Here is a 21,835-nt window from a genome sequence, read left to right on the forward strand (position 1 = left end):
AATGTGTCACTTGAACTACATTTTATGCTATTATAAGGCATTTTTGGGATGAAGTGAGTTTTTTATGTCACAGCGAGCAATCAGACAGCTACACGCACATGGCAAGACATTGGATTTATCCACGCCAAAGGTGATGGGAATCTTAAATGTCACACCAGATTCGTCCTCCGATGGTGGTCGCTATCATGGCGTGGATCGGGCGCTTGCCCATGCCGAATCGATGATCGCTGATGGCGTGCATATCATCGATATCGGTGGCGAATCGACACGCCCCAATGCGACCGCAGTCGGCACGGATGAAGAGCTTCGCCGTGTCGTCCCTGTGGTGCAGGCGATTCGTCAGCATTTTGGCGATGAGATTTGGCTGTCGCTTGATACCAGTAATCCTGCGGTGATGCAAGCGGGTATCGAATCGGGCGCAGACATCATCAATGATGTGCGAGCACTGCGACGAGATGGGGCGGTGCAGATGGCGGCCAAGCTTGGTGTGCCTGTGGTGCTGATGCACAGCCGCGGTGAGCCTGATACGATGGATGAGTTGGCGGTATATACTGATGTCATCCGTGAAGTCATCGACGAGCTGTCGCACAGCATTGAGCGGGCGGTGTCAGCTGGGGTGGCTCGTGAGCAGTTGGTGATTGATGTTGGTATGGGCTTTGCCAAAACTTATGAGCATCACAAGGTGCTGATGACGCAGCTAAATACTGTTATTCGGGAGCTTGATTTGCCGATGTTGTTTGGTGTGTCTCGTAAGCGGTTTTTGGGTGAGATATTGCAGCGTACGGAGTTGGATAGCCTACAAAACCATCAGCCGCATGATCGAGATGTCATCGGTGCTGGGATGTCGCTATTGGCGGCACAACAAGGCGCAAGTATCGTGCGTGTGCATGATGTCGCCAAAAGTGTGCAGATGCTGTCGATGTGGCAGCAGATTTATGGTGGGTGATGCCATGAAGCGGCTCTTACACTTTTTGGATCGTGCGTTTGTCTGGTTTTGTCGTGTGGTATTTTGGGGATTGATAATTATATTGTTGGTTATAATGCTTTATGGAATAATCGGTATGATTAAAAGCACAATCAGAACAGGCGATCCCTTGGATTATTTGATTGGTCCTTACAAAATTGAATTAAGAAACAATTATTACTTGGTTGAAGGTTTTGAGCACTACGATTCATATTGGTTACAGAACTGGGATGATCATGCCATTACCAATTACTACATTAATGAAATGTACCAAAAAACCGATCCTATTACTGGTATCGTTGATTATAAAAAATCCGGTAAATATTATTTGCTCTTAACAATGGATATCGGTTTGTGCGATACAATCCATGGTGGATTGGATACAGTTCCAACAACCATCAGTACTTACCATGTGTTTAATTATTTGGATAGATGGGTGATTAGCTTTGATAGTTATCAAAAATATCAAGTATTTTTAACCAACCATAATATCACAGAGTATCCGCTCAAAGCATCGGAGCGTTATTTAAGTAGGGTGGAGAGCGAAGAAAAAGCACGACAAAAATGTATCAATTTCCCAGATGATTGGCACTGGCAAAAGCCAGAATTATCCACCGCTCAGTAGTAAATTAACCCAATTCATGAATCATATGTAGTGCCGTCAATGCCACCACAGGGGCGGTCTCGGTACGCAATACTCGCTCGCCAATCGTCCAAGGCACAAAGCCATGCTCAGTGGCAAAGCTGATCTCTGCAGGGGATAGGCCACCTTCAGCACCGATTAATAGAGCGATAGAACTAGGCAGGGGGCTTGGGAAGGTAGGCTTGCCATCTGACAATGCCAGTACCAATTTTAGCGCATCTTCACAATCTGCTACCCATGACTCAAGCGGTACAGGCGGAGTGATGGATGGGATGATGTTCAATCCGCATTGTTCACAAGCGGCGATCGCCACACCTTGCCAATGTTCGATTTTCTTAAAATCTCGCTCGTATTTTAGATGTGCTTGACAGCGTTCGCTGGTCAGTAGTTGAATCTGATGTACGCCCATTTCACACGCTTTTTGGATGGCATAATCCATACGATCGCCACGACTCATCACAAGTCCGATACTGACTGCAAAAGGCGGTGTGCGATTGATGGGGTTATGGGCATGAAGCTTTGCTTGTGCTGATTTTTTATCAATACTAATCAATTCTGCCGTATATTCACCGCCTGTACCATCAAATAGCACCGCAGTGTCGCCCACTTTGGCACGCAAAACCTTGCACCAATGATGATAGACGCCATCAGGTAAGGTGATACTTTGACCGATGAGCGTCGCGGATAAAGGCGTCTCAATAAAAAATCTGGACATGATTCGTCAATAAATGGTAAGAAAAATTAAAAACCGTGATGAGTTAATGCTCATATCAACTGGCATCAACTCATGGACGGTTTTTGGATAAATTAAATTAATCCCAAGCTTTCGACCAAAGCTTTGTTTGGCTCGGTGTGGTTCATGCTATAAAAATGCAGACTTGGCACGCCTTCACTAATCAAGCGTTCGCATAGCTGATGCACGATATCAAAGCCAAATTGGCGGATGGATTTTTTGTCATCGCCATAGTCGGCAAGCTGTTTGCGGATATAACGTGGGACATCGGCACCACAGCCATCTGCAAAGCGGATTAGGTTTGATGCATTGGTGATTGGCATGATACCTGCGATGATTGGGAAGTCATCTTGATGCACGCCTTTTTTTGTCAAGCGGTCACGCAAGAACAGATAGCTGTCAGGATTGTAGAAGAATTGGGTAATGGCTTCGTTTGCGCCAGCATGATATTTGGCAACCAGATTATCAATATCTGCTTCAAAATTACGCGCCTGTGGATGCATCTCGGGATAGGCGGCGACTTTGATGGAGAAGTGATCGGCACTGTGTTCACGAATGTATTTGACCAAGTCCAGTGCATAAGGCAGCTCGCCATAGCCGACCTGACCTGATGGCAAATCACCACGCAGTGCCACCACGCGATCCACGCCCAGTGCTTTATAATAATCCAGTAGCTCGCCGATTTGTGATTTGGTGTCGCCGATACATGACATATGTGGAGCGATTGGCGTGCTGCCTTTTTCGATGAGCGCCTTGACGATGCCTAAGGTGCGTTCACGCGTTGAGCCACCGGCACCATAGGTAACTGAGAAGTATTTTGGATTCAAAGCGTTCAGTTCATCAAAGACGCCAAGCAGCTTGTCTTGACCTTCGTCAGTTTTAGTAGGGAAGAACTCAAACGAAAATGGTGTCTTGGCTTTGGTGGTGCGTTCGCTGACCGAGTGTGTGGCCACTTCATGAATATCGGTTTTTAGCTCATTTAGCAGTTTTTCGATGGCGGATAAACGCTCTTGGGTTTTGGCTTTCATGGGTCTCTCGTGATGATGGGATGATCCAAAGCTAAGCTTGGATGAAAATCATCAGATTATAGCAGAAATGGGCGGATTTGTTAATTTGAATTTCACATTCTGATCAGGATTAACAGATCGATGCAGCCATCATAAGGTGGTATAAACAAAACCCCACGATACATCGTGGGGCAAAGCTGTAGGCGATTACCAGCGAATCGGCGTGATGTGTGGATTGCCTGATTTTAGGTGCTCATAAGTCCCTTTGACAAAGATGTCTTCGTTTACGGTATTGATATTGGTATGACCACAGAATGCCATGGTGATGTCGCACTCTTTGTAGATGATTTCAAGTGCACGGCGGACACCGTCTTCGCCATAAGCACCCAGACCGTATAGGAATGAGCGACCAATCATTGTGCCTTTTGCACCTAGGGCGATGGCTTTTAGGACATCTTGACCTGAGCGAATGCCTGAATCTAGCCATACTTCACAGTTTGAGTTCTCAGCGTGTGCTGCTTGTACACAGTCAGACAGTGCAGCGATCGATGATGGTGCACCATCCAGCTGACGGCCACCGTGGTTTGAGATGACCATTGCATCAGCACCTGAGCGAGCTGCTAGGATAGCATCTTCAGGCTCCATGATGCCTTTGATAATCAGTGGGCCACCCCACAGTTCTTTGATGCGAGCGACATCATCCCAGTTTAGACTTGGGTCGAACTGCTCAGCTGTCCATGATGATAGGCTTGATAGATCCGTCACACCTTTGGCATGACCTGCGATATTGCGGAAAGTATGACGCTTGGTGCCAAGCATATTAAAGCACCATTCAGGCTTGGTCATTAGGTTTAGGATGTTTTTTAGGGTTGGCTTTGGTGGCGCTGATAGACCGTTTTTGATGTCTTTGTGGCGCTGGCCAAGTACTTGTAGGTCAGCGGTCAAAATCAGTGCCGAGCAGTTGGCAGCTTTGGCACGCTTAATCAAGTTTTGCATGAATTCTTTGTCACGCATGACATACAACTGGAACCAAAACGGCTTAGAAGTGTTTTCAGTAACATCTTCGATAGAGCAGATAGACATCGTCGATAGTGAAAATGGAATGCCAAACTTCTCAGCAGCACGCGCCGCATGGATTTCACCATCCGCCCACATCATACCAGTAAAGCCAGTCGGTGCGATGGCCACAGGCATAGAGACATCTTGACCGATCATCTTCGTGGCTAGGCTGCGACCTTCCATATCCACAAGGACACGCTGACGCAGTTTGATGCGGTCAAAGTCGGTCTCGTTATTGCGATAGGTGGTCTGTGTCCACGAACCTGAGTCCACATAGTCGTAGAACATACGAGGCACTTTACGCTCAGCGATGCGGCGTAGGTCTTCGATTTCGGTGATTTTGCTTAGATCTGCCATAATAAATTGCTCTTTTGGGTTGTTTTGCATCAATTTTATTTTGATAAAAATTCATTGAAGGACTTTTTTATCAAAATAAAACTGTAAAACAGCTGTGTATTTTACCTGTATTGAGGCATGCACGGCAATAGCTGATTTGTGGTTTTGGGCAATTACTTACAAAAATCATCAAGCGGGCTTGATCTGGCAAACCCGCTTGATGGAGCAAATCAGGCTTTGGCGCCTGTTTTGCTCATCACAAATAAGAAGAGGATTGGCCAAATGATGGCACCGACCCACCACACTGGGCTAAAGATCAATGCCATACCGATCAGACCGGCCTGTACAACATAATAAGTCATTGAAATCAATGTCTTACGGATCACATAACCTTCACGGTTCACCAGACCAACGACCGCACACGCAGCGACGACATTATGCACCGAGATCATGTTACCCGCAGCACCGCCGACCGCTTGTAGAGCGACGACTTTACCAGCATTGGCAACATCAAGACCGATTTGAGTTGCTGTACCCCATTGAAAATGCGCAAACATCATGTTCGATACGGTGTTCGAACCTGCAATGAATGCACCTAGCGCACCGATCCAAGGTGAGACCAGTGGCCACATACCTTCAAAGGCACCAGCGGCTGCAGTTGCCAATACTTTTGGCATCGCAAGCATTTGTACCGCTGCATCAGGCGCTGTCCCTGAGTTGATGAATACTTGCACCATCGGTACAGAGAACAGTAGTGCAGGTGCTGCAGCAAGCATAGTTTTGGCAGAAGCTGACCAGCTCTTTTTGACCATATCACCTTTCATGTTGAACAAGAAGATACAGATGATCGACACCAATAGCAGTACAGTACCTGGAGAGTAAAGCAGCTGAGTTTTGTTGGTGATGCTTGTACCTAGGATATTGCTATAAGCGATGGTGACTGGATCTGAGTTCAAGAATGCTTTTAGCGGCTTGACAGTACGAGTCACGATCAAGATTGCGATGATGATCAAGTAAGGCGCAAAGGCGCGCAGCACGCTGAAATTCGGTGCGTTTTTGTCATCGGTATTGGTGATGGCAAGTTCACTCACCCATTCTTTATCCCATGATTCACGAGGGCCGAAGTCAAAGGTTTCTTTTGGCGTCAAGAAGCCACGCTTAGCTGCGGGGATTACCAATGCCATACCGACGATGGCGCCGACGATCGATGGCAGCTCAGGGCCGATGAATTTGGCGGTCAAGGCATACGGTATGGTAAATGCCAGACCAGCAAAGATAGCAAATGGTGCTGCTTTTAGACCTTCAGTGAATGAACGCTTTTGACCAAAGAAGCGAGTTAAAAAACCACAAAGAATTAGCGGAATCAAGAAACCAACAGCGGCGTGAACAAAGCCAACATTCCCCGAAATATCAAAGATATACGCAGGCAAATCTTTACCGACTGATGCCAGAGCATTTGCCACATCTTCTTTGTTTTCAAGACCTGAATTAACACCGATCAACAGTGGCGTACCCACCGCACCGTATGATACTGGCGTTGATTGGATGATCAATACTGCCATCACACACGCCATTGCAGGGAAGCCAAGTGCCAAAAGTAATGGTGCTGCGACCGCTGATGGGGTACCCCAGCCAGTCGAACCCTCGATCAAGCAGCCAAACAGCCACGCCACGATGATCATCTGCACGCGACGGTCAGGTGAAATGTCCATAAAGCCACGGCGGATCGCTGAGATCGCGCCGCTTTCTTTAAGCGTATTTAGGATAAGAATCGCTGAAAAAACGATGAATAAAACATTGATGGCAGTCAAAACGCCATGGATGGTGGCGGCAGCGACTTGGTTGCCACTGGTCTGCCACACAAAATACGACAGCGCTGCGGTTGCCACATAAGCCAAACTCATGGCGTATTTTGCAGGCAGGCGCATCACGACTAATAGTACGAATACGATGATGATTGGCAACATCGCCAAAAAAGTATACATACCCACTCCTTGTTTATGTAAATCATATACATGCATGGACAAATCTGTGCCGCCCATGCATGCTGGTTAACAATTGGTCTGTGATGATAGAATTTAACGCTAAACGACCGTTGGTTTGTAACCACAAAACATCAGAGTGAAGGTTAAAAATTGTATAATCGACTAGACAACTTAAAAAGTTGCAGTATTTTACTGAAAAGTAAATTAAATTGCTAGTATTTTGATTATGAATTAAGAAAATTTTGGTATTTTTAGGGGAATATTGATCGACACCCGCTGTTAAATCATAGCTGATAATCAATGATGACAGGTGCATGGTCGCTAAACCATTGGTCTTTATAGACCCAAGCGCCGACAGTCCGTTCACGCCAATCCGGTGAACAGGCTTGATAATCGATACGCCACCCAACATTTTTGGCACGGGCTTGACCGCGATTTGACCACCATGAATAGATATCCGCATCATGGCGTACAACTCGAAAAGTATCGACATAGCCAAGCTTATCATAGATATGATCAAGCCATGCTCGCTCGTGCGGCAGGCAGCCTGATGCTTTTTGGTTGCCAGACCAGTTTTTGATATCGATTCGCTTGTGCACGATATTATAATCGCCACAGACGATGATGGATTTGTTGGCGTCACGCCATGCCTTTAGAATGTGGCGGTATTGCTCCAAGAAATGATCTTTGCGAGCTTGAGCATCATCACCTGATGAGCCTGATGGCAGATACAGTGATGCGATATGTACAGGCTCATCGATGCCATGATGTGACAAATCAAATTCGGCAGTAATAAAGCGACCTTGACTATCAGCAAGCTCAAAGCCTAAGCCGTCTGTGACAGACGCAAAAGGTAGTCGGCTATAAATCGCCGTACCTGCATAGCCAGCTCGCTCAGCTGGAAATAAGTGGGTATGCCAGCCATCTGGGCGAAATTTGTCCGTCCACTGCTCATGGGTGATGCGCGCTTCTTGGATGCATACGACATCAGCATCGGATGTTGCCAGCCACTCAAAAAAGCCTTTTTTCTCGGCAGAGCGTAGTCCGTTGACGTTGATGGAGACGACTCGAAGCACCTTGGCAGGGTTGTTATAGATGGCTTTGGATGGTACGACATCATTAGGCTTAATGTCAAAACTTGGTGTCGCTCCCGTTGCCTTTGGTGCGCCTGTGGTGGCGGATTTGGCGATGTGTTTGGGCTTGATGGTGGCAGCGGTGGCGTCAGGTTTATCCGTCATCGTGGTGTTGGTTTGGGTTTTATTCAAAATGGATTTTGGTTTATTTGACATAGATTGACTGGTCTAATTTTAAATATAAAAAGGGCGAAAACTCGCCCCATGCTACTGGCAACTTGATAAAATAGCAAGCAAAAATTCTTGTTGTTTTATCAATGATTGGCTTTGGTCAATGTGGTTAATTAATTTTGGATATGCTCATCAAGCAAAGTCTCTTCGCTGGATTTCCAATTATACGCACCGTACAGCACCATCTGCATCTGACGCGTACAGCGATGCAGCATGGCTTGTTTTTTGGCTTCTAGCTCGTCTTTGCTTGGGCGGTCGTCTTCATCCATCAAATCAGGCATATAAGTCAAATCAAGCCAGTCAATGATCCACGAAAATGACAGATTCACGCCAGTTTCTGCCAATAAATAGCGGTCTTCGCTGCTGATATGCTCAAAAGCAGGCTGCATACCCAAATCTTCACTCATGATCTTGGCAAAAGTTGCAATCTGCTCACTGATCGCACGGCGTACGGCTTCAGAGCCACCAAAACGCTCCGATGCGATGAACTGCCAATAGCGGGGCTGTGCATTAACCGCCTTAAAAAACAGCTGAACACTTTTGGCAATCTGTCGATCAAAGCTGCGTTTGCGACCCAGCTGCATATGCTCACGCAACATCGCAAGGGCGCTGCCAAGCTCATCTTCAACCAAGGCTTTGCCAAGGCTTTCCATGTCATCAAAATGCCGATAAAACGCTGTCGGCACCACGCCCACTTCACGGGTAACTTGACGCAGGCTGATCGAGCTGTAGCCTTGACCGCTCATGCACAGATCCAGCACGGCATTAAAAAAGGCTTGGCGAGTTTGGCGTTTTTTTTGTTCACGATTGGTGGATTTTTCGACGCTCATGGTTTGTCCATAAATTTGAGTGAATGACTGTATATTATGGATAAAAAGCGCGGCAGTTGCAAGCGCTTATCCCAAACTTAGTAAAATTTCTCCAAAAAAATCTCAAATCCGCCCTGATTAATCTACAATCAAAAAAATCACCCATCACACGAACGACAATGGGCGATAAAAACATCAGGGGAGTAGCTCAGCTTTGTTTGGTGCAGTCTAGTAGCACTCGATTATTGCTGGTGACGCGGGCGTTATTGCCATCAATGGTCAAAGCCATGGGCTGATTGTTTTCGATGCCGTTATCAGTGGTGAAGCGAGCAGGATTATCGGGATCTTGATTTAGGTCATACACGATGCTGTCATCGGTCAGGTGTGCTTCAGTTTCACCTTCGTAATCGTGGACAGCGATGTGAATGGTTTTGCTGCCACATTGGTAGGCATCGCCCTCATCGTGGCTGTGCATATGACCTGCGTGATCATGCTCGTGGTCATGCTCGTCGTGATCATGATCTTGATGATCAGCAGAATCCTCCATCGCATCATGAGTTTCGGCTGCGACAGCGGTCTGGGCAGGCTGCGGCTGCTCGGCGGCAGTTTGTTGTGATTGTTTTTCGCAGGCGGTTAAAGTTAGTGTGGCAATCAATGAAGCCAGTAGAATTTTTTTCATAAGTTACCTATGTGATGGATCGTGATTTATCTAAAATAGCTATATTATAACGCAATGATGCACAATCAACAACATTGAGGTTCTATAAAGTAAAGCCCATTTACTTTTGCCAATAAAATAGTGATAAAATCCCAGCGGCAATGAGTGGGCCAACGGGTACGCCGCGCAAAAAAGCCACGCCAAGCACCGTGCCTATCAGTAGTCCTGCGATCACTTGAGGTTCGCTTGTCATCAATTTGACACCGCGACCGCCCAAATAAGCGACCAGTAAGCCCACCATGATGGCGACAAGTGATTTTGGGCTGATAAAAGACTGTAAAATCGTCTCGCTATTTAATTTGCCACTGGCAATGGGTGCTAATACCCCAATGGTTAATATCAAAATACCAAAACTGATCCCGTATTTATCAACATAAGGCAGCATCATCTCGCCAAACGGGCTGATCTTAAGGATGATCAATAAGGCAGTCGCTAAAATGATCGTATTATTTTGGCTAAATACACCCAGCGCCAAGAGGATAAATAAGACAATTAAACTTATGTCAAGATTGGCGATATTGGGCATGACTTATCCAAAAGCGTGTAGTAGGCTGCTGCAAGTGGGGATAAATGGTGCGCGCCATCAGCGAACAGCGCGCACCATAGTGGAATCAAAGAGGTTGATTTGGCTTGTTTTAGACATTAAATCTAAAATGCATCACATCGCCATCTTGAACGATGTATGTTTTGCCTTCTAGGCGAGATTTACCGGCAGCAGCAGCGCCTTTTTCGCCACCATGCTCAATAAAGTCATCATAAGCGATCACTTCAGCACGGATAAAGCCGCGCTCAAAATCGGTATGAATCACGCCAGCAGCTTCAGGTGCGGTGGCACCGACTTTCACTGTCCAAGCACGCACTTCTTTGACACCTGCGGTGAAATAGGTCTGTAGATTGAGTAGTTCATAACCTGCTCGAATCACTCGGTCAAGGCCAGCTTCTTGCATACCCAAGCTCTCCAGAAACTCAGCCTTGTCCGCTTCGTCAAGTAGAGCGATTTCAGCTTCGATTTGGTTGCATAGTGGTACGACGATGGCATCTTCACTGGCTGCAAATTCACGCACTTGATCCAGATAAGGGTTATTCTCAAAGCCATCTTCTGACACATTGGCGATGTACATCACAGGTTTTAGGGTGATCAGACCGTAGCTTTTGATGAGTTTTTTCTCATCAGCATCGACACCTGCTAGGCGTGCAGGCTTACCATCCGCCAAAAAAGGCTCGATTTTTTGGAATACAGCTAGGGCGGCTTGAGCATCTTTATCACCGCCTTTGGCTTTTTTGTTTAGGTTGGTGATGGCACGAGTGACAGCATCAAGGTCAGCTAAAGCAAGCTCGGTATTGATGGTCTCGATGTCTGATAGCGGATTGACACGGCCATCGACATGGATGACGTTATCATCATCAAAGCAGCGTACCACATGAGCGATGGCATCGGTTTCACGGATATTGGCTAGAAACTGGTTGCCCATGCCTTCGCCTTTGGATGCACCAGCAACCAAGCCTGCGATATCCACAAACTCCATACTGGTTGGGATGGTACGCTCAGGATTGACGATTTTTGCCAGTGCTTTTAGGCGTGGATCGGGTACAGGGACGATGCCTGTGTTTGGATCTTTGGTACAAAATGGGAAGTTTTCGGCTGCAATGCCTGCTTTGGTCAGTGCATTAAACAGTGTTGATTTGCCGACATTGGGTAGGCCGACGATACCGCAGTTAAAGCCCATGATGGCTCCTTATCTTAATCATTCACTTAAGTCAAAAAAATGTGCTTATCAATCAATTAAACAAGCTATTATAACAAATTAACACCAAAAAAGCTTGTAATCATCATAAATTTGTACGAGCTAACCGACTCGGCGACGGATGATCCCATAGCAAGCAATGCAGATGCTGCAAATGAGCGTCGTTGCGATAAAATAATGATCATTTGAAAAACTGCTAATCATCATCGCGCCGAACATCGGGCCGATGGCATTACCAAGCTCACTAAATGCCGCTGCACCAAAATAACTGCCACGCAGCCCTGTTTTGGCAAATTCATCAATCTGCACGCTGATGGTCGGAATGGTGATGACTTCACCTAGGCTAAACACAAAAAAGGCCACGCTCCATGCGACTAATGAGTGATCATCAATAACGATGAATAACAGCTGAGCCAATAACAAAAAGACAATGCCGATTTGTGCACGAGTGGCGATCGATAGTCGGCGAAACAGCCTTAATAGTGGAAATTGAAATACGGTGACGGTAATGCAGTTGACCACGGTCAATAGTACAATCAGTGATGCAGCATCACCGCCAAGTAGTCCTGTGATGATCTGTGGCACGGTGGCATATGCTTGCGAATAGACAATCAATACCAAAAAGATGATGATCAGTAGTAATAAAAACGGTAAATCAGAGCGGATGACTTGCACGGTTTTGCCGAAGTTGGGCAACTCGTGCGTGGCATGATGTTCGGTGGATTGGATTAATTGATAAATCCAAATCAAATAACCAAAATAAGCCATGGCGGTGATAGTAAACAGCGTATCAGCTTGTGTTAATCCAAACCATAGCCCAAGTAGTGGACCGATAGCACCAGCCATATTGATGAGAAAATAGCGTAAATATAAGGCGGTTTCACGATCTTTTGGGTCGGATAAGCTGTTGCACATGATGGCTTTGCCAACAACTTCAACCATCGGACGCACCAAGCCCAATAAAGCCATGATGGCAAAATACTGCCAAAAATTGAGTGCAAATGGTAGCATGGCATAGCACGCTGTACCAACCAGGCAGCCTGTGAGTAAGAGTGGTTTTTCACCAAATTTATCTGATAAATAGCCAATGTAAATACCAGAAATGGCAGCCACACCAGCTGAAAACCCCAATATCACACCGACGCCCATTGTCGAGACGCTTTGATTGCTGTTTAGGACAATGATCAAAAATGGCCATGACATAAAGTAGCTGATGCGTACGATAAACCCGCCTATGAGCATCGCCCAGACAGTTTGGTTAAAATTGGCAACAGAAGGGTGGGTTAGGAGTCGTTGGATAAAACGCATACAGCTTAGGGCTTATAAAAAGTGGCTATTATAGTACGAAATCCGCCCAAAAACAAAAGCCATCCAACCATAAAAGCTGTAATAAAATCAATAAGGATACAGGATAAATGTACCAGATCTGCACGACATAGGCGCTTAAGATATGCAAATATTTTTATCAAAAACACTGTCAATTATCCAAAAAATTGGTTATAATCAAAGCAGTTTATGTTTTCCCTTAAACCCATTAGCAAAAGGATATTCCCATGGCTATCGAACGCACTTTATCTATCATCAAGCCAGATGCAGTTGGCAAAAACCACATCGGTGACATCATCGCTCGCTTTGAAAAAGCAGGCCTTAAGCCAGTTGCGATGAAATACAAGCACCTATCACAAGCAGATGCTGAAGGCTTCTACGCTGAGCACAAAGAGCGTGGTTTCTTTGGTGACCTAGTGTCATTCATGACTTCAGGCCCAGTTGTGGTCTCTGTCCTAGAGGGCGAAAACGCCGTGCTTGCACATCGTGAAATCCTGGGCGCGACCAACCCACAAGAAGCAGCACCTGGCACCATCCGTGCAGATTTTGCTGTCAGCATCGATGAGAATGCTGCACACGGTTCTGACTCTGTGGCATCTGCTGAGCGTGAGATCGCTTATTTCTTCGGCGCAGACGAAGTATATCCACGCACGCGTTAATTTTTTGGATCGCCATCGATCTAAATATAAATCCCTTGAGCAGCTGCTTAAGGGATTTTTTTGGCTATGTTGATTTAAAAGATGATTTACAAGATGCTTTGGCTGATCAACACTTAAAAGCGATGATATCCTTAGCTTTAATAAGGCCAGTGTAAGCTAGATCAAATCATACGATGGATTTAAACCAAAGATTGGCAGCAGCGCTTAGCGGCACTGGAATTTGATTTGATATTCATAATCATCATCGCGGCTTAGATTTGGTGTGGCTTGACCAAAGACAGCACCGACTACGCTGACGCCTTGTTCGATCATGCGACCCGTGCGCTCATCAAGCACGCCATTGTAGGTGGTTTTATCCGAGATGATGACAGGCGAGCGAATACCGCATTGCTTTTTGGCGGCGGACAGGGCAGCTTCTTGGGCTTTAAGTTTGGTGGTGCCAAGTCCAGTGGTTTCAAGTGTGCCATCAGCGCGTGTCAAGACAGGCGAGGTACTTGTGGTGCTGGCGCAAGCAGATAATAACGCTGCCGCACTTAGACTTAAGATGAGTTTTTTCATAAGATTTCCCATAAAAACAAAACAATGCACTGGGCATTTACCAAAATATTGCCAAATAAACTTGCCAAAATGATGTCATCGGCTAACCAAACAGTCATCGGCAGTGATATCAGTATATCAATAATTGCTGCCAGTTCAAGTTAAGTTTTTTGCGCAACTGTAGAAATTTTGTAGAGCGTGAAAGATGATGTCAAGTGGCGCATCCTAAAAAGTGTGATATAATGCGATACATTTTATAAGTAATTTATCAATCATTATCATGTCCAGTTTTCAAGAGCAAAGCCTATTGATCGATGCCCCTGCAGGCGTGCTTGAGGTGCAGATGATTTTGCAGACAGGTGAGCGATCGGCCAAGGATAATTTGGCCATCATCTGCCACCCTAATCCCACGCAAGGCGGCACGATGAGCAATAAAGTAGTCAGCACGCTGTATCGGTATTGTCGCGATGTGGGCATGGATGTACTGCGCTTTAATTTTCGGGGTGTCGGGCGTTCGACAGGTCGTGTCGGTACTGGTGATGGCGAGTTTTTGGATGCTTTGACGGTGCTGAAGTTTGCCTTGACACAGACCAAAGCGCGGCGGCTGTGGTTGGCGGGTTTTTCTTTTGGTGGCTATGTCGCTTGTCGGGTAGCAGATTATCTCAAGAATGCCGAAGATCTGACGGATGTACATCTTAGAAATCTTGTGCTGATTGCGCCATCGGTATTGCGTGCTGGCATTAATGATTTGATTTGGCATACTGATCATGCGTTTATGATCTATGGCGATCAAGATGAGCTGGTGCCGCCTGCTGCGATGCAAAATTTTGCTGAACAACATCACATGCCGACGAGAGTGATTGAGACGGGGCATTTTTTTCATGCCAAGCTCGTTGAACTCAGACAAGCGTTAGAATTTCATACATTAATATAATCAGACTTTTAAGTTATCAAGGAAAATCGATAAGATGAGCGTGCAAACCCCATTACAGCGATACCAAGCCGCACTGGCCACGGGTGAATTTAGCGAAGATGCGATTCAGTTGGCAGCGGTGACTTATATGGATAATCTGCATCATGAGATATTGGCGGTAGAAGGCGGTCAAAAGTCGGGATGGTTTGCCAGTCTATTTAAAACCAAGCCACAGATGCCAAAGGGACTGTATATGTGGGGCGGCGTCGGTCGCGGCAAGACTTGGATGATGGACATGTTCTACGATAGCTTGCCGATTGAGCGTAAGATGCGAATGCATTTTCATCATTTTATGCAGCGTGTGCAGCGTGAATTGGTAGCACTACAAGGACAATCCGATCCACTGCAAAAGGTCGCTGACATCATCCATCGTGAGGCGGTGGTGATTTGTTTTGATGAATTTTTTGTCTCGAATGTCTCAGATGCGATGATTTTGGGTGATTTGTTCACCATGCTGTTCGATCGTGGGATTACGCTTGTGGCCACATCGAATATTGAGCCATCAGGGCTGTATAAGAACGGCATCCATCGCGACAGATTCTTGCCAGCCATTGCTCAAGTCGAAAAAAACACCACCGTGATGAACATCGATGCTGGTATCGATTATCGTCTAAGATTATTAAAACAAGCTAAACTATATTCATATCCATTGACTAGCGAAACAGATGGCTGGCTGTCTGAGCGTTTTAACACTTTGGCAGGCGGGCAGTCAGTCTGTACCGCACCGATTGTCGTCGCCAATCGTGAGGTGCCGATCATCAAGCGCACAGAGACGATGCTGCTGGTTGATTTTCGTGCATTATGCATGCAGCCGCGTGCGGCATCGGATTTTATTGAGATTGCCAATGACTTTAATACGGTGATGGTGGATAATGTACCATTGTTAAATGACACACTGATGGATCCGACCCGTCGATTTATCTATTTGGTCGATGAATTTTATGATCGCCGTGTCAAGCTGCTTGTGCGTGCAGAGCAGTCCATCCTTGAGCTGTATCAAGGCGAAAAGCTGGCGTTTGAGATTGAGCGGACTCGCTCGCGTTTGCTTGAGATGCAATCGGAGGACTATCTGGCGGCTGAGCATCGCTTGGATTAAAATGAATTATTTAGGAACATAACAATGACAAACCCTGTATTAGACATCATTCATCAGCGCCGCAGCATTGGCAAATTAAGCTTGCCGATGCCTAATCAAGATGAACTCAACACCGTACTGCATGCAGCGATGGTCGCACCTGATCATAAGCAGCTCAAGCCGTGGCAGTTTTGGGTATTGACTGATGAGAGTCTTGTGGAATTTGGCAAGGTGTTATTAAAGGCAGCCGAAGCAGATGCCGAGAGTCGTGGTGAGGTGCTTGATGAGGCAACCATTAAAAAGACCTTAACAATGCCACTGCGCGCGCCGATGATCATTGTCATCGCCACCAAACAAAAATATCACGAAAAAGTGCCACCGTATGAGCAGCTTTTGAGTGCTGGTGCTGCTGCTCAAAATATCTTACTTGCGCTAGAGTCGCTCGGTTATAACAGCGTGTGGCGTACAGGGCCGCTATGTAATACTGATGTGGTCAAGGCGCATTTTGGGGTCGGCGTCGATGACACCATCTGCGGCTTGATTTATACTGGCTCAAGCACAGTGCAGATGCCTGCGCGTGAGGCAGTTGACATCAGTGACTATGTCAGCTATCACAACTGATGGCGGATAAGATCGACTGTCAAAGTCAAAACAGTCGGCATACAATAAATAGCTTAATAAAAGGTGCTCTGGTATGAAACTAAAAAAACCAAGCGTACAAAACCCAAAGGTCAAAAAAATCGTCGAGGCTGCCAGTCATAGCCTAGATGATGCGGTGAATGCCATCAAAGAATCTGGCTTGCCAAATGCGCCAATCATCACAAGCATTGCTGAGATGACTGGCCTAAAAAAGAAAAAGTCTGTGCAGCTGGCTGAGTCGCTGCAAGCAGGGCAGCCTTCGGTGAGCATTGAGAAAATGAGCTTTGCATTCTTGGGCGGTGGCAGTTTTGGTACAGCGATGGCGAATCTGGCTGCCAAAAATGGCTGTGATGCCACGCTGTGGGTGCGCGACAAACGCACAGTCAAATCGCTTAATAAAACACGAGTCAATAAAAAATATCTGCCCAACCACAAGCTTGATGACCGCCTAAAATTTAGTTATGATCTACAGGCGGCAGTCACAGGCGTGGATGTGATTTTTGTGGCGGTGCCAAGCTCGGCATTCCGTGAGATGTTGACGAATATCAAGCCTTATATCACCCATCAAGCGGTGGTGTCATTGACCAAAGGCATGGAAAAAGACACCTTTGCTTTGATGAGTGACATCATCACCGATGTGCTGCCTGAGGTGAATTTTGGGGTGATGAGCGGCCCGAATTTGGCGGTTGAAATTATGGATAATATGCCATCGGCCACCGTCATCGCCTCAGAGTCTGAGCCACTTCGTAAAGCGGTGCAGACGGCATTGCACAGTGCGTTTTTTCGCGTATTTGCCAGCAATGATGTCAAAGGCGTCGAGCTTGGCGGGGCATTGAAGAACATTTATGCCATCGCCATGGGGATGGCTGCAGCCTATGAAGTAGGTGAAAACACCAAAGCAATGCTGCTGACGCGGGCATTGGCTGAGATGAGTCGCTTTGGGGTGGCAGTGGGGGCTGATCCTTTGACTTTCTTGGGCTTATCTGGTGTGGGTGATTTATATGCCACTTGCAGCTCGGTACTCAGTCGTAATTATCGCGTCGGCCACATGTTGGGGCAGGGTGTCAGTTTGGATGCTGCCATCAAAAAACTTGGCCAGACCGCCGAGGGCGTGAATACCATCTTGCAAGTGCATACCCGCGCCACCGAATTGGGTATCTATATGCCGATCACTCATGCACTGCATGCGGTGCTGTATGAAAACAAATCTGCATTGGGCGTGGCACTGAATCTGATGGAGAGCGGCTTTAGAAGTGATGTGGAATTTGTGCTACCACATGATGAGATTAATGCCAAATTAAGCCATGAATTTAGCGAAGTGCTAAAAACCAGTGCTGAGGCCAAGCCTAGCAATGATACTACTGACCCAAACGAGCCAGTCAAATCAACCAAAGATAAAGGTGAGTGATGAAACTGATTTTTGTAAGACATGGTCAAGCAGGCCCATATTGTGAGGATGATGCAGGTCGCGATCTGACCGAATTTGGTCGCATGCAAGCTGCACAGACGGCACACCACATCACATCCATGCATCAACTGGATCTGATCATCGCAAGCCCTTACAACCGCGCTGATCAAACAGCCAAAATCCTTCAAGAGCAAGCGATCGCTTCAGGGCAGTCGCCAAGCTTTGTCACCGTCAGTAGCATCACGCCAGATGATGATCCTGTGACTGCACTCGATGACATCGACTACGTCATCCGCGCCAAATTTGACATGGATACCGATGACAAATGCATCGCCATCGTCTGCCATATGCCGATCGTCGCGCGCATGGTGGCGCAGCTTGATGGCTTATCACCAGCTGCATTTGAATTGGCGGAATGCCGTGTGTTACAGACCGCTGTCGTGGCAGAGGGTTTGGCGCGCAGCGTTGATGGCTTTACCCCTGATCAGCCATGATGTCATACCACAAAACACAAATTATGCTTGCAAATTGCTAATTTTTCGGTATAATAACGACTTGGCTTCATCGGTAGCTTCGCAACTGTGTACTATGAACCCCGCCAGGACCGGAAGGTAGCAACGGTAGTAGATACAAAGTGTGCCGAAGATGTGCTGATGAAGTCATTTTTTTATAAAAAAACCGATGGCTAAGCAGTTGATGACTTGCCATCGGTTTTTATTGGGTGATTGTCAGTTAGGCCAGATAAGGATTATTGATGCCAAGCTTGGCCAGTATCTCGATCTCATAACTCTCCATCGCATCGGCATCTTGATCGCTGATCTCATGATCAAAACCCAACAGATGCAAGATGCCATGAACGACCAAGTGCGTCATATGCGCATCGAATGTTTTATTTTGTTCTTCTGCTTCTTTTAGCACCACTTCGTGACAAAAAACCAACTCACCCAAATCAATCTCTGGTAACTCCTGAATCAAAAAAGCAGGCAGCTGCGTAGGATAGGACAGCACATTGGTGGCATAATCCTTGGCACGCGCTTGTAAGTTCAGCTCTCGAGCTTCGATGGCATCGGTGATGTAGAGGCTTAAGGTTTTGGGCTTATGCCAATCATCCTCACTATCTAGAAAGTAGCGAAATTCTAAGCCTTGATTAAGCTTTTGATCCATCGTGATGAGCGCTGTGACAAGAATCTGCTCAAAATTGATCGCTTGATACATCACAGCTGCTTGCTCGGACAGCGACTCGCTGATATTAATAAATACCTGATGCATCACACACTGCCTTCGTGGTTGTCGGCTTGAGTATTCATTAAAGCTTGTTCGGCAAGTCTTTGAGCTTGCCTGTGTGCCTTTCGCTCAGCGGCTGCCGCTTCTTGCTCTTCATCAAAGGCGTCATAAGCCTGTACGATTTTTTGTACCAAATGATGACGCACCACATCTTTACTATCAAAACGCGTAATGTGAATTTCATCAATCTTGGATAAAATCTGTAATGCCTGTGCCAGACCTGATTTATGACCGCGAGGCAAATCCACCTGTGTCATATCGCCTGTGATGACTGCGCGCGAGCCAAAACCTAATCGCGTCAAAAACATTTTCATCTGCTCTGGCGTGGTGTTTTGGGCTTCATCTAAGATCACAAAAGAGTTATTGAGCGTACGACCGCGCATATAAGCCAAAGGTGCAACTTCGATCACTTGGCGCTCTAATAGCTTACCGACCTTTTCAAAGCCGAGCATCTCATACAGCGCATCGTATAAAGGACGCAGATAAGGATCAATTTTTTGGGTCAAATCACCAGGTAAAAAGCCCAATTTTTCGCCAGCTTCGACGGCAGGACGCACCAATAAGATGCGTTCAATCTCACCGCGCTCAAGCATGTCCACCGCGCACGCTACTGCCAGATAGGTCTTACCTGTACCGGCAGGGCCGACGCCAAACGATACATCAGAGATGAGAATTTTTTTGACATACTGCTGCTGATTGTGGCCGCGCGGGGTGATTTTCCCTTTTCTGGTACGCAGCGAAATGGCATCATAGCTGGCCTTTTGGGTATCTGTCTGCGCATCGTCATCCATTTGGCGAGATAGGCTGGATTGAATGATCAAATGCAGCTCTTCGCCTGAGATGTCTTCTTGATCGGTGGCAAGCTCTGCAAGTTTACCAAGGATCAGTTCGGCATGTTCGACCGCTGATAAATCGCCTGTTAAGATAAAGGCATCTTGGCGATGGGTAATCTGGATATCGAGTCTTTCTTGAATGTATTTGATATGCTTGTTATATTCGCCCAATAAAGTACGCAGCTGCTGCGTGTTTAGGTCAGTGTGAATGGTACGAGTAATGCTCAATGAATCATCCTTTTTGGTTAGAATTAAAATACATGCGATTGCTTAACAGCATTATTAGGGCGATCGACGAAAATTCAATGGCAAATCATTTAATTTATGATAACTTAGTAAAATTGGATGTCATTAAAAAAGCAGCAGTTGACTCAATCGACTGCTGCTTTGATACTCTGACTTTGACACCCAAAAGTCAATCTTATTATTTTGACGATTGCTTTTTATCAGCATTCAATAGGTGAGTTTCAAGATAATGAATGTTTTGAGCTTCTTCACAAAATGCTTCATCTTGTAAAATCACATCACGGTGCAGCGGAATGTTGGTTTTGATGCCTTCAATCACCAGCTCATCGAGTGCATGCAAGGTCTTGGCAATCGCTTGGCGGCGAGTTTGGCCATGACAAATCAATTTGCCGATCAAAGAATCATAATAGCTTGGGATGCTGTAGCCTTGATACAGATGTGAGTCAAAGCGGATGCCTGAACCGCTTGGGGTGAATAGCTGACCGATTTTGCCAGGCGATGGCATAAAAGTCTTCGGATCTTCGGCATTGATACGGCATTCGATGGCATGACCGCGAATGGTAATCTCATCTTGATGGTATGACAAGCCATAGCCAGCGGCGATCTTCAGCTGCTCAACCACAATGTCAAGGCCTGTGATCATCTCAGTCACAGGATGCTCGACCTGTACGCGTGTATTCATCTCAATGAAGAAAAACTCACCATCTTCATATAAAAATTCAAAAGTACCAGCGCCACGATAGCCGATCTGCTCACAGGCACGAACACAAGCCTCCAAGATCGGTGTGCGTACATCATCAGGAATGTCAGGCGCTGGCGCTTCTTCGAGGACTTTTTGATGGCGGCGCTGTAGCGAACAGTCGCGATCAAATAAATGCAGAGCATTGCCATTGCCATCACCTAAGACCTGCACCTCAACATGGCGAGGATTTTTTAAGAAGCGCTCCATATATACGGTGTCATCACCAAAGGCGCTTTGAGCCTCGGTCTTGGCGGCTTGAACTTGGTTAAGCAGCTCTTCAAAGCGCTCAACCACACGCATGCCGCGACCACCACCACCAGCAGCTGCCTTGACGATGAGCGGAAAGCCGATCTTGCGCGCTTGTTCTTCGGCATTATGCAGGGTGATGGCACCTACCGAACCAGGCACGGTGGGAACGCCAGCTTCTTTCATCGCGTTGATGGCAGAGACTTTATTCCCCATCAAGCGAATATGCTCAGGATGTGGGCCGACAAAAGTCAAGCCAGCTTCTTCGACGCGTTCGGCAAATTCGGCATTTTCTGACAAAAAGCCATACCCTGGATGGATGGCATCGGCGCCTGTCACCTCTGCCGCGGCCAGCAGTGCATTAATGTCCAGATAGCTTTGAGCGGATGGGGCATTGCCAATACATACCGCCTCATCAACGAAGCGCAAATGCATCAAATCCTTATCGGCAGTCGAGTACACGCCCACCGTCGCGATACCCAGCTGCTTACATGCGCGCACGATGCGCAGAGCAATTTCGCCGCGGTTGGCAATCAGTAGTTTTTTAATCATGGCGTATCTCTG

General features: G+C 46.6%; 22 protein-coding genes and 1 other RNA gene. 9 read left to right on the top strand and 14 right to left on the bottom strand.

Translation table 11 applies throughout. The features are described 5' to 3' along the window. Positions 1–64: 64 nt before the first annotated feature. Both folP and B0681_RS00950 read left to right on the top strand, forming a co-directional pair. On the top strand, positions 65–946 hold the full coding sequence (folP, locus tag B0681_RS00945) for a dihydropteroate synthase (RefSeq protein WP_078316873.1): 882 nt from the start codon (positions 65–67) through the stop codon (positions 944–946). Next, positions 936–1,589, top strand: a complete 654-nt coding sequence (locus B0681_RS00950; RefSeq protein ID WP_143821210.1) for a hypothetical protein — start codon at positions 936–938, stop codon at positions 1,587–1,589. Before folP ends, B0681_RS00950 begins: the two co-directional genes overlap by 11 nt. Positions 1,590–1,593: 4 nt before the next feature. Here the strand turns inward: B0681_RS00950 and B0681_RS00955 are convergent, their stop codons facing one another. From B0681_RS00955 to B0681_RS01000, 10 genes are all read right to left on the bottom strand, one after another. Beyond that, on the bottom strand, positions 1,594–2,322 hold the full coding sequence (locus B0681_RS00955; protein ID WP_078316875.1) for a 16S rRNA (uracil(1498)-N(3))-methyltransferase: 729 nt from the start codon (positions 2,320–2,322) through the stop codon (positions 1,594–1,596). A 92-nt stretch (positions 2,323–2,414) separates the two neighbouring features. After that, a complete protein-coding gene (gene metF, locus B0681_RS00960) occupies positions 2,415–3,368 on the bottom strand; it encodes a methylenetetrahydrofolate reductase [NAD(P)H] (protein WP_078316876.1) in 954 nt (317 codons plus the stop codon). A 186-nt stretch (positions 3,369–3,554) separates the two neighbouring features. Further along, complete coding sequence (locus B0681_RS00965) at positions 3,555–4,763, bottom strand: alpha-hydroxy acid oxidase (protein WP_078317208.1); 1,209 nt, start codon at positions 4,761–4,763, stop codon at positions 3,555–3,557. Positions 4,764–4,972: 209 nt separating this feature from the next. Continuing rightward, complete coding sequence (locus tag B0681_RS00970) at positions 4,973–6,763, bottom strand: L-lactate permease (protein WP_078317209.1); 1,791 nt, start codon at positions 6,761–6,763, stop codon at positions 4,973–4,975. A gap of 248 nt (positions 6,764–7,011) precedes the next feature. Then, entirely contained in the window at positions 7,012–8,016 is a 1,005-nt protein-coding gene (locus B0681_RS00975; protein WP_228143817.1) for an exodeoxyribonuclease III, read from the bottom strand. Between the two features lie 128 nt (positions 8,017–8,144). Beyond that, on the bottom strand, positions 8,145–8,861 hold the full coding sequence (locus tag B0681_RS00980) for a TetR family transcriptional regulator (protein ID WP_078316877.1): 717 nt from the start codon (positions 8,859–8,861) through the stop codon (positions 8,145–8,147). Positions 8,862–9,048: 187 nt separating this feature from the next. After that, on the bottom strand, positions 9,049–9,519 hold the full coding sequence (locus B0681_RS00985; protein ID WP_078316878.1) for a hypothetical protein: 471 nt from the start codon (positions 9,517–9,519) through the stop codon (positions 9,049–9,051). Between the two features lie 100 nt (positions 9,520–9,619). Next, positions 9,620–10,084, bottom strand: coding sequence for a DUF441 domain-containing protein (locus B0681_RS00990; RefSeq protein ID WP_078316879.1), 465 nt, complete (start codon positions 10,082–10,084; stop codon positions 9,620–9,622). Between the two features lie 109 nt (positions 10,085–10,193). Then, positions 10,194–11,285, bottom strand: coding sequence for a redox-regulated ATPase YchF (gene ychF / locus B0681_RS00995; RefSeq protein ID WP_078316880.1), 1,092 nt, complete (start codon positions 11,283–11,285; stop codon positions 10,194–10,196). A gap of 120 nt (positions 11,286–11,405) precedes the next feature. Continuing rightward, entirely contained in the window at positions 11,406–12,611 is a 1,206-nt protein-coding gene (locus B0681_RS01000) for an MFS transporter (RefSeq protein ID WP_078316881.1), read from the bottom strand. Between the two features lie 245 nt (positions 12,612–12,856). On the opposite strand from B0681_RS01000, the gene ndk reads away from it, so the two are divergent. Next, positions 12,857–13,288: a nucleoside-diphosphate kinase gene (ndk, locus tag B0681_RS01005; protein WP_078316882.1), complete on the top strand. Its 432-nt coding sequence runs from the start codon at positions 12,857–12,859 to the stop codon at positions 13,286–13,288. 204 nt (positions 13,289–13,492) lie between these two features. Here the strand turns inward: ndk and B0681_RS01010 are convergent, their stop codons facing one another. Next, entirely contained in the window at positions 13,493–13,846 is a 354-nt protein-coding gene (locus tag B0681_RS01010) for a hypothetical protein (protein WP_078316883.1), read from the bottom strand. Between the two features lie 259 nt (positions 13,847–14,105). Between B0681_RS01010 and B0681_RS01015 the strand changes: the two genes are divergently transcribed. The 6 genes from B0681_RS01015 (at position 14,106) to ffs (ending at position 18,579) form a co-directional block, all read left to right on the top strand. Then, complete coding sequence (locus tag B0681_RS01015) at positions 14,106–14,759, top strand: alpha/beta hydrolase (RefSeq protein ID WP_078316884.1); 654 nt, start codon at positions 14,106–14,108, stop codon at positions 14,757–14,759. A 34-nt stretch (positions 14,760–14,793) separates the two neighbouring features. Then, positions 14,794–15,894, top strand: coding sequence for a cell division protein ZapE (zapE, locus tag B0681_RS01020; RefSeq protein ID WP_078316885.1), 1,101 nt, complete (start codon positions 14,794–14,796; stop codon positions 15,892–15,894). A 24-nt stretch (positions 15,895–15,918) separates the two neighbouring features. Further along, positions 15,919–16,494 (top strand): nitroreductase family protein, encoded by a 576-nt coding sequence (locus B0681_RS01025; protein ID WP_078316886.1) that lies wholly within the window; start codon positions 15,919–15,921, stop codon positions 16,492–16,494. 73 nt (positions 16,495–16,567) lie between these two features. Then, positions 16,568–17,920, top strand: a complete 1,353-nt coding sequence (locus B0681_RS01030) for an NAD(P)H-dependent glycerol-3-phosphate dehydrogenase (RefSeq protein WP_078316887.1) — start codon at positions 16,568–16,570, stop codon at positions 17,918–17,920. Then, positions 17,920–18,414 (top strand): SixA phosphatase family protein, encoded by a 495-nt coding sequence (locus tag B0681_RS01035; protein WP_078316888.1) that lies wholly within the window; start codon positions 17,920–17,922, stop codon positions 18,412–18,414. Before B0681_RS01030 ends, B0681_RS01035 begins: the two co-directional genes overlap by 1 nt. A 68-nt stretch (positions 18,415–18,482) precedes the next feature. Further along, positions 18,483–18,579: signal recognition particle sRNA small type (ffs, locus tag B0681_RS01040), an RNA gene on the top strand. A 73-nt stretch (positions 18,580–18,652) separates the two neighbouring features. Here the strand turns inward: ffs and ybeY are convergent. The 3 genes from ybeY to accC form a co-directional block, all read right to left on the bottom strand. Continuing rightward, positions 18,653–19,189: an rRNA maturation RNase YbeY gene (gene ybeY / locus B0681_RS01045; RefSeq protein WP_114144924.1), complete on the bottom strand. Its 537-nt coding sequence runs from the start codon at positions 19,187–19,189 to the stop codon at positions 18,653–18,655. After that, positions 19,189–20,265, bottom strand: a complete 1,077-nt coding sequence (locus tag B0681_RS01050; protein WP_078316890.1) for a PhoH family protein — start codon at positions 20,263–20,265, stop codon at positions 19,189–19,191. The genes ybeY and B0681_RS01050 overlap by 1 nt, the downstream gene beginning before the upstream one ends. A gap of 196 nt (positions 20,266–20,461) precedes the next feature. After that, on the bottom strand, positions 20,462–21,823 hold the full coding sequence (gene accC, locus B0681_RS01055; RefSeq protein WP_078316891.1) for an acetyl-CoA carboxylase biotin carboxylase subunit: 1,362 nt from the start codon (positions 21,821–21,823) through the stop codon (positions 20,462–20,464). Positions 21,824–21,835 lie beyond the last annotated feature (12 nt).

It is taken from the genome of Moraxella porci DSM 25326 (assembly GCF_002014855.1).
In the GTDB taxonomy this organism is placed as follows: Bacteria; Pseudomonadota; Gammaproteobacteria; order Pseudomonadales; family Moraxellaceae; genus Moraxella; species Moraxella porci.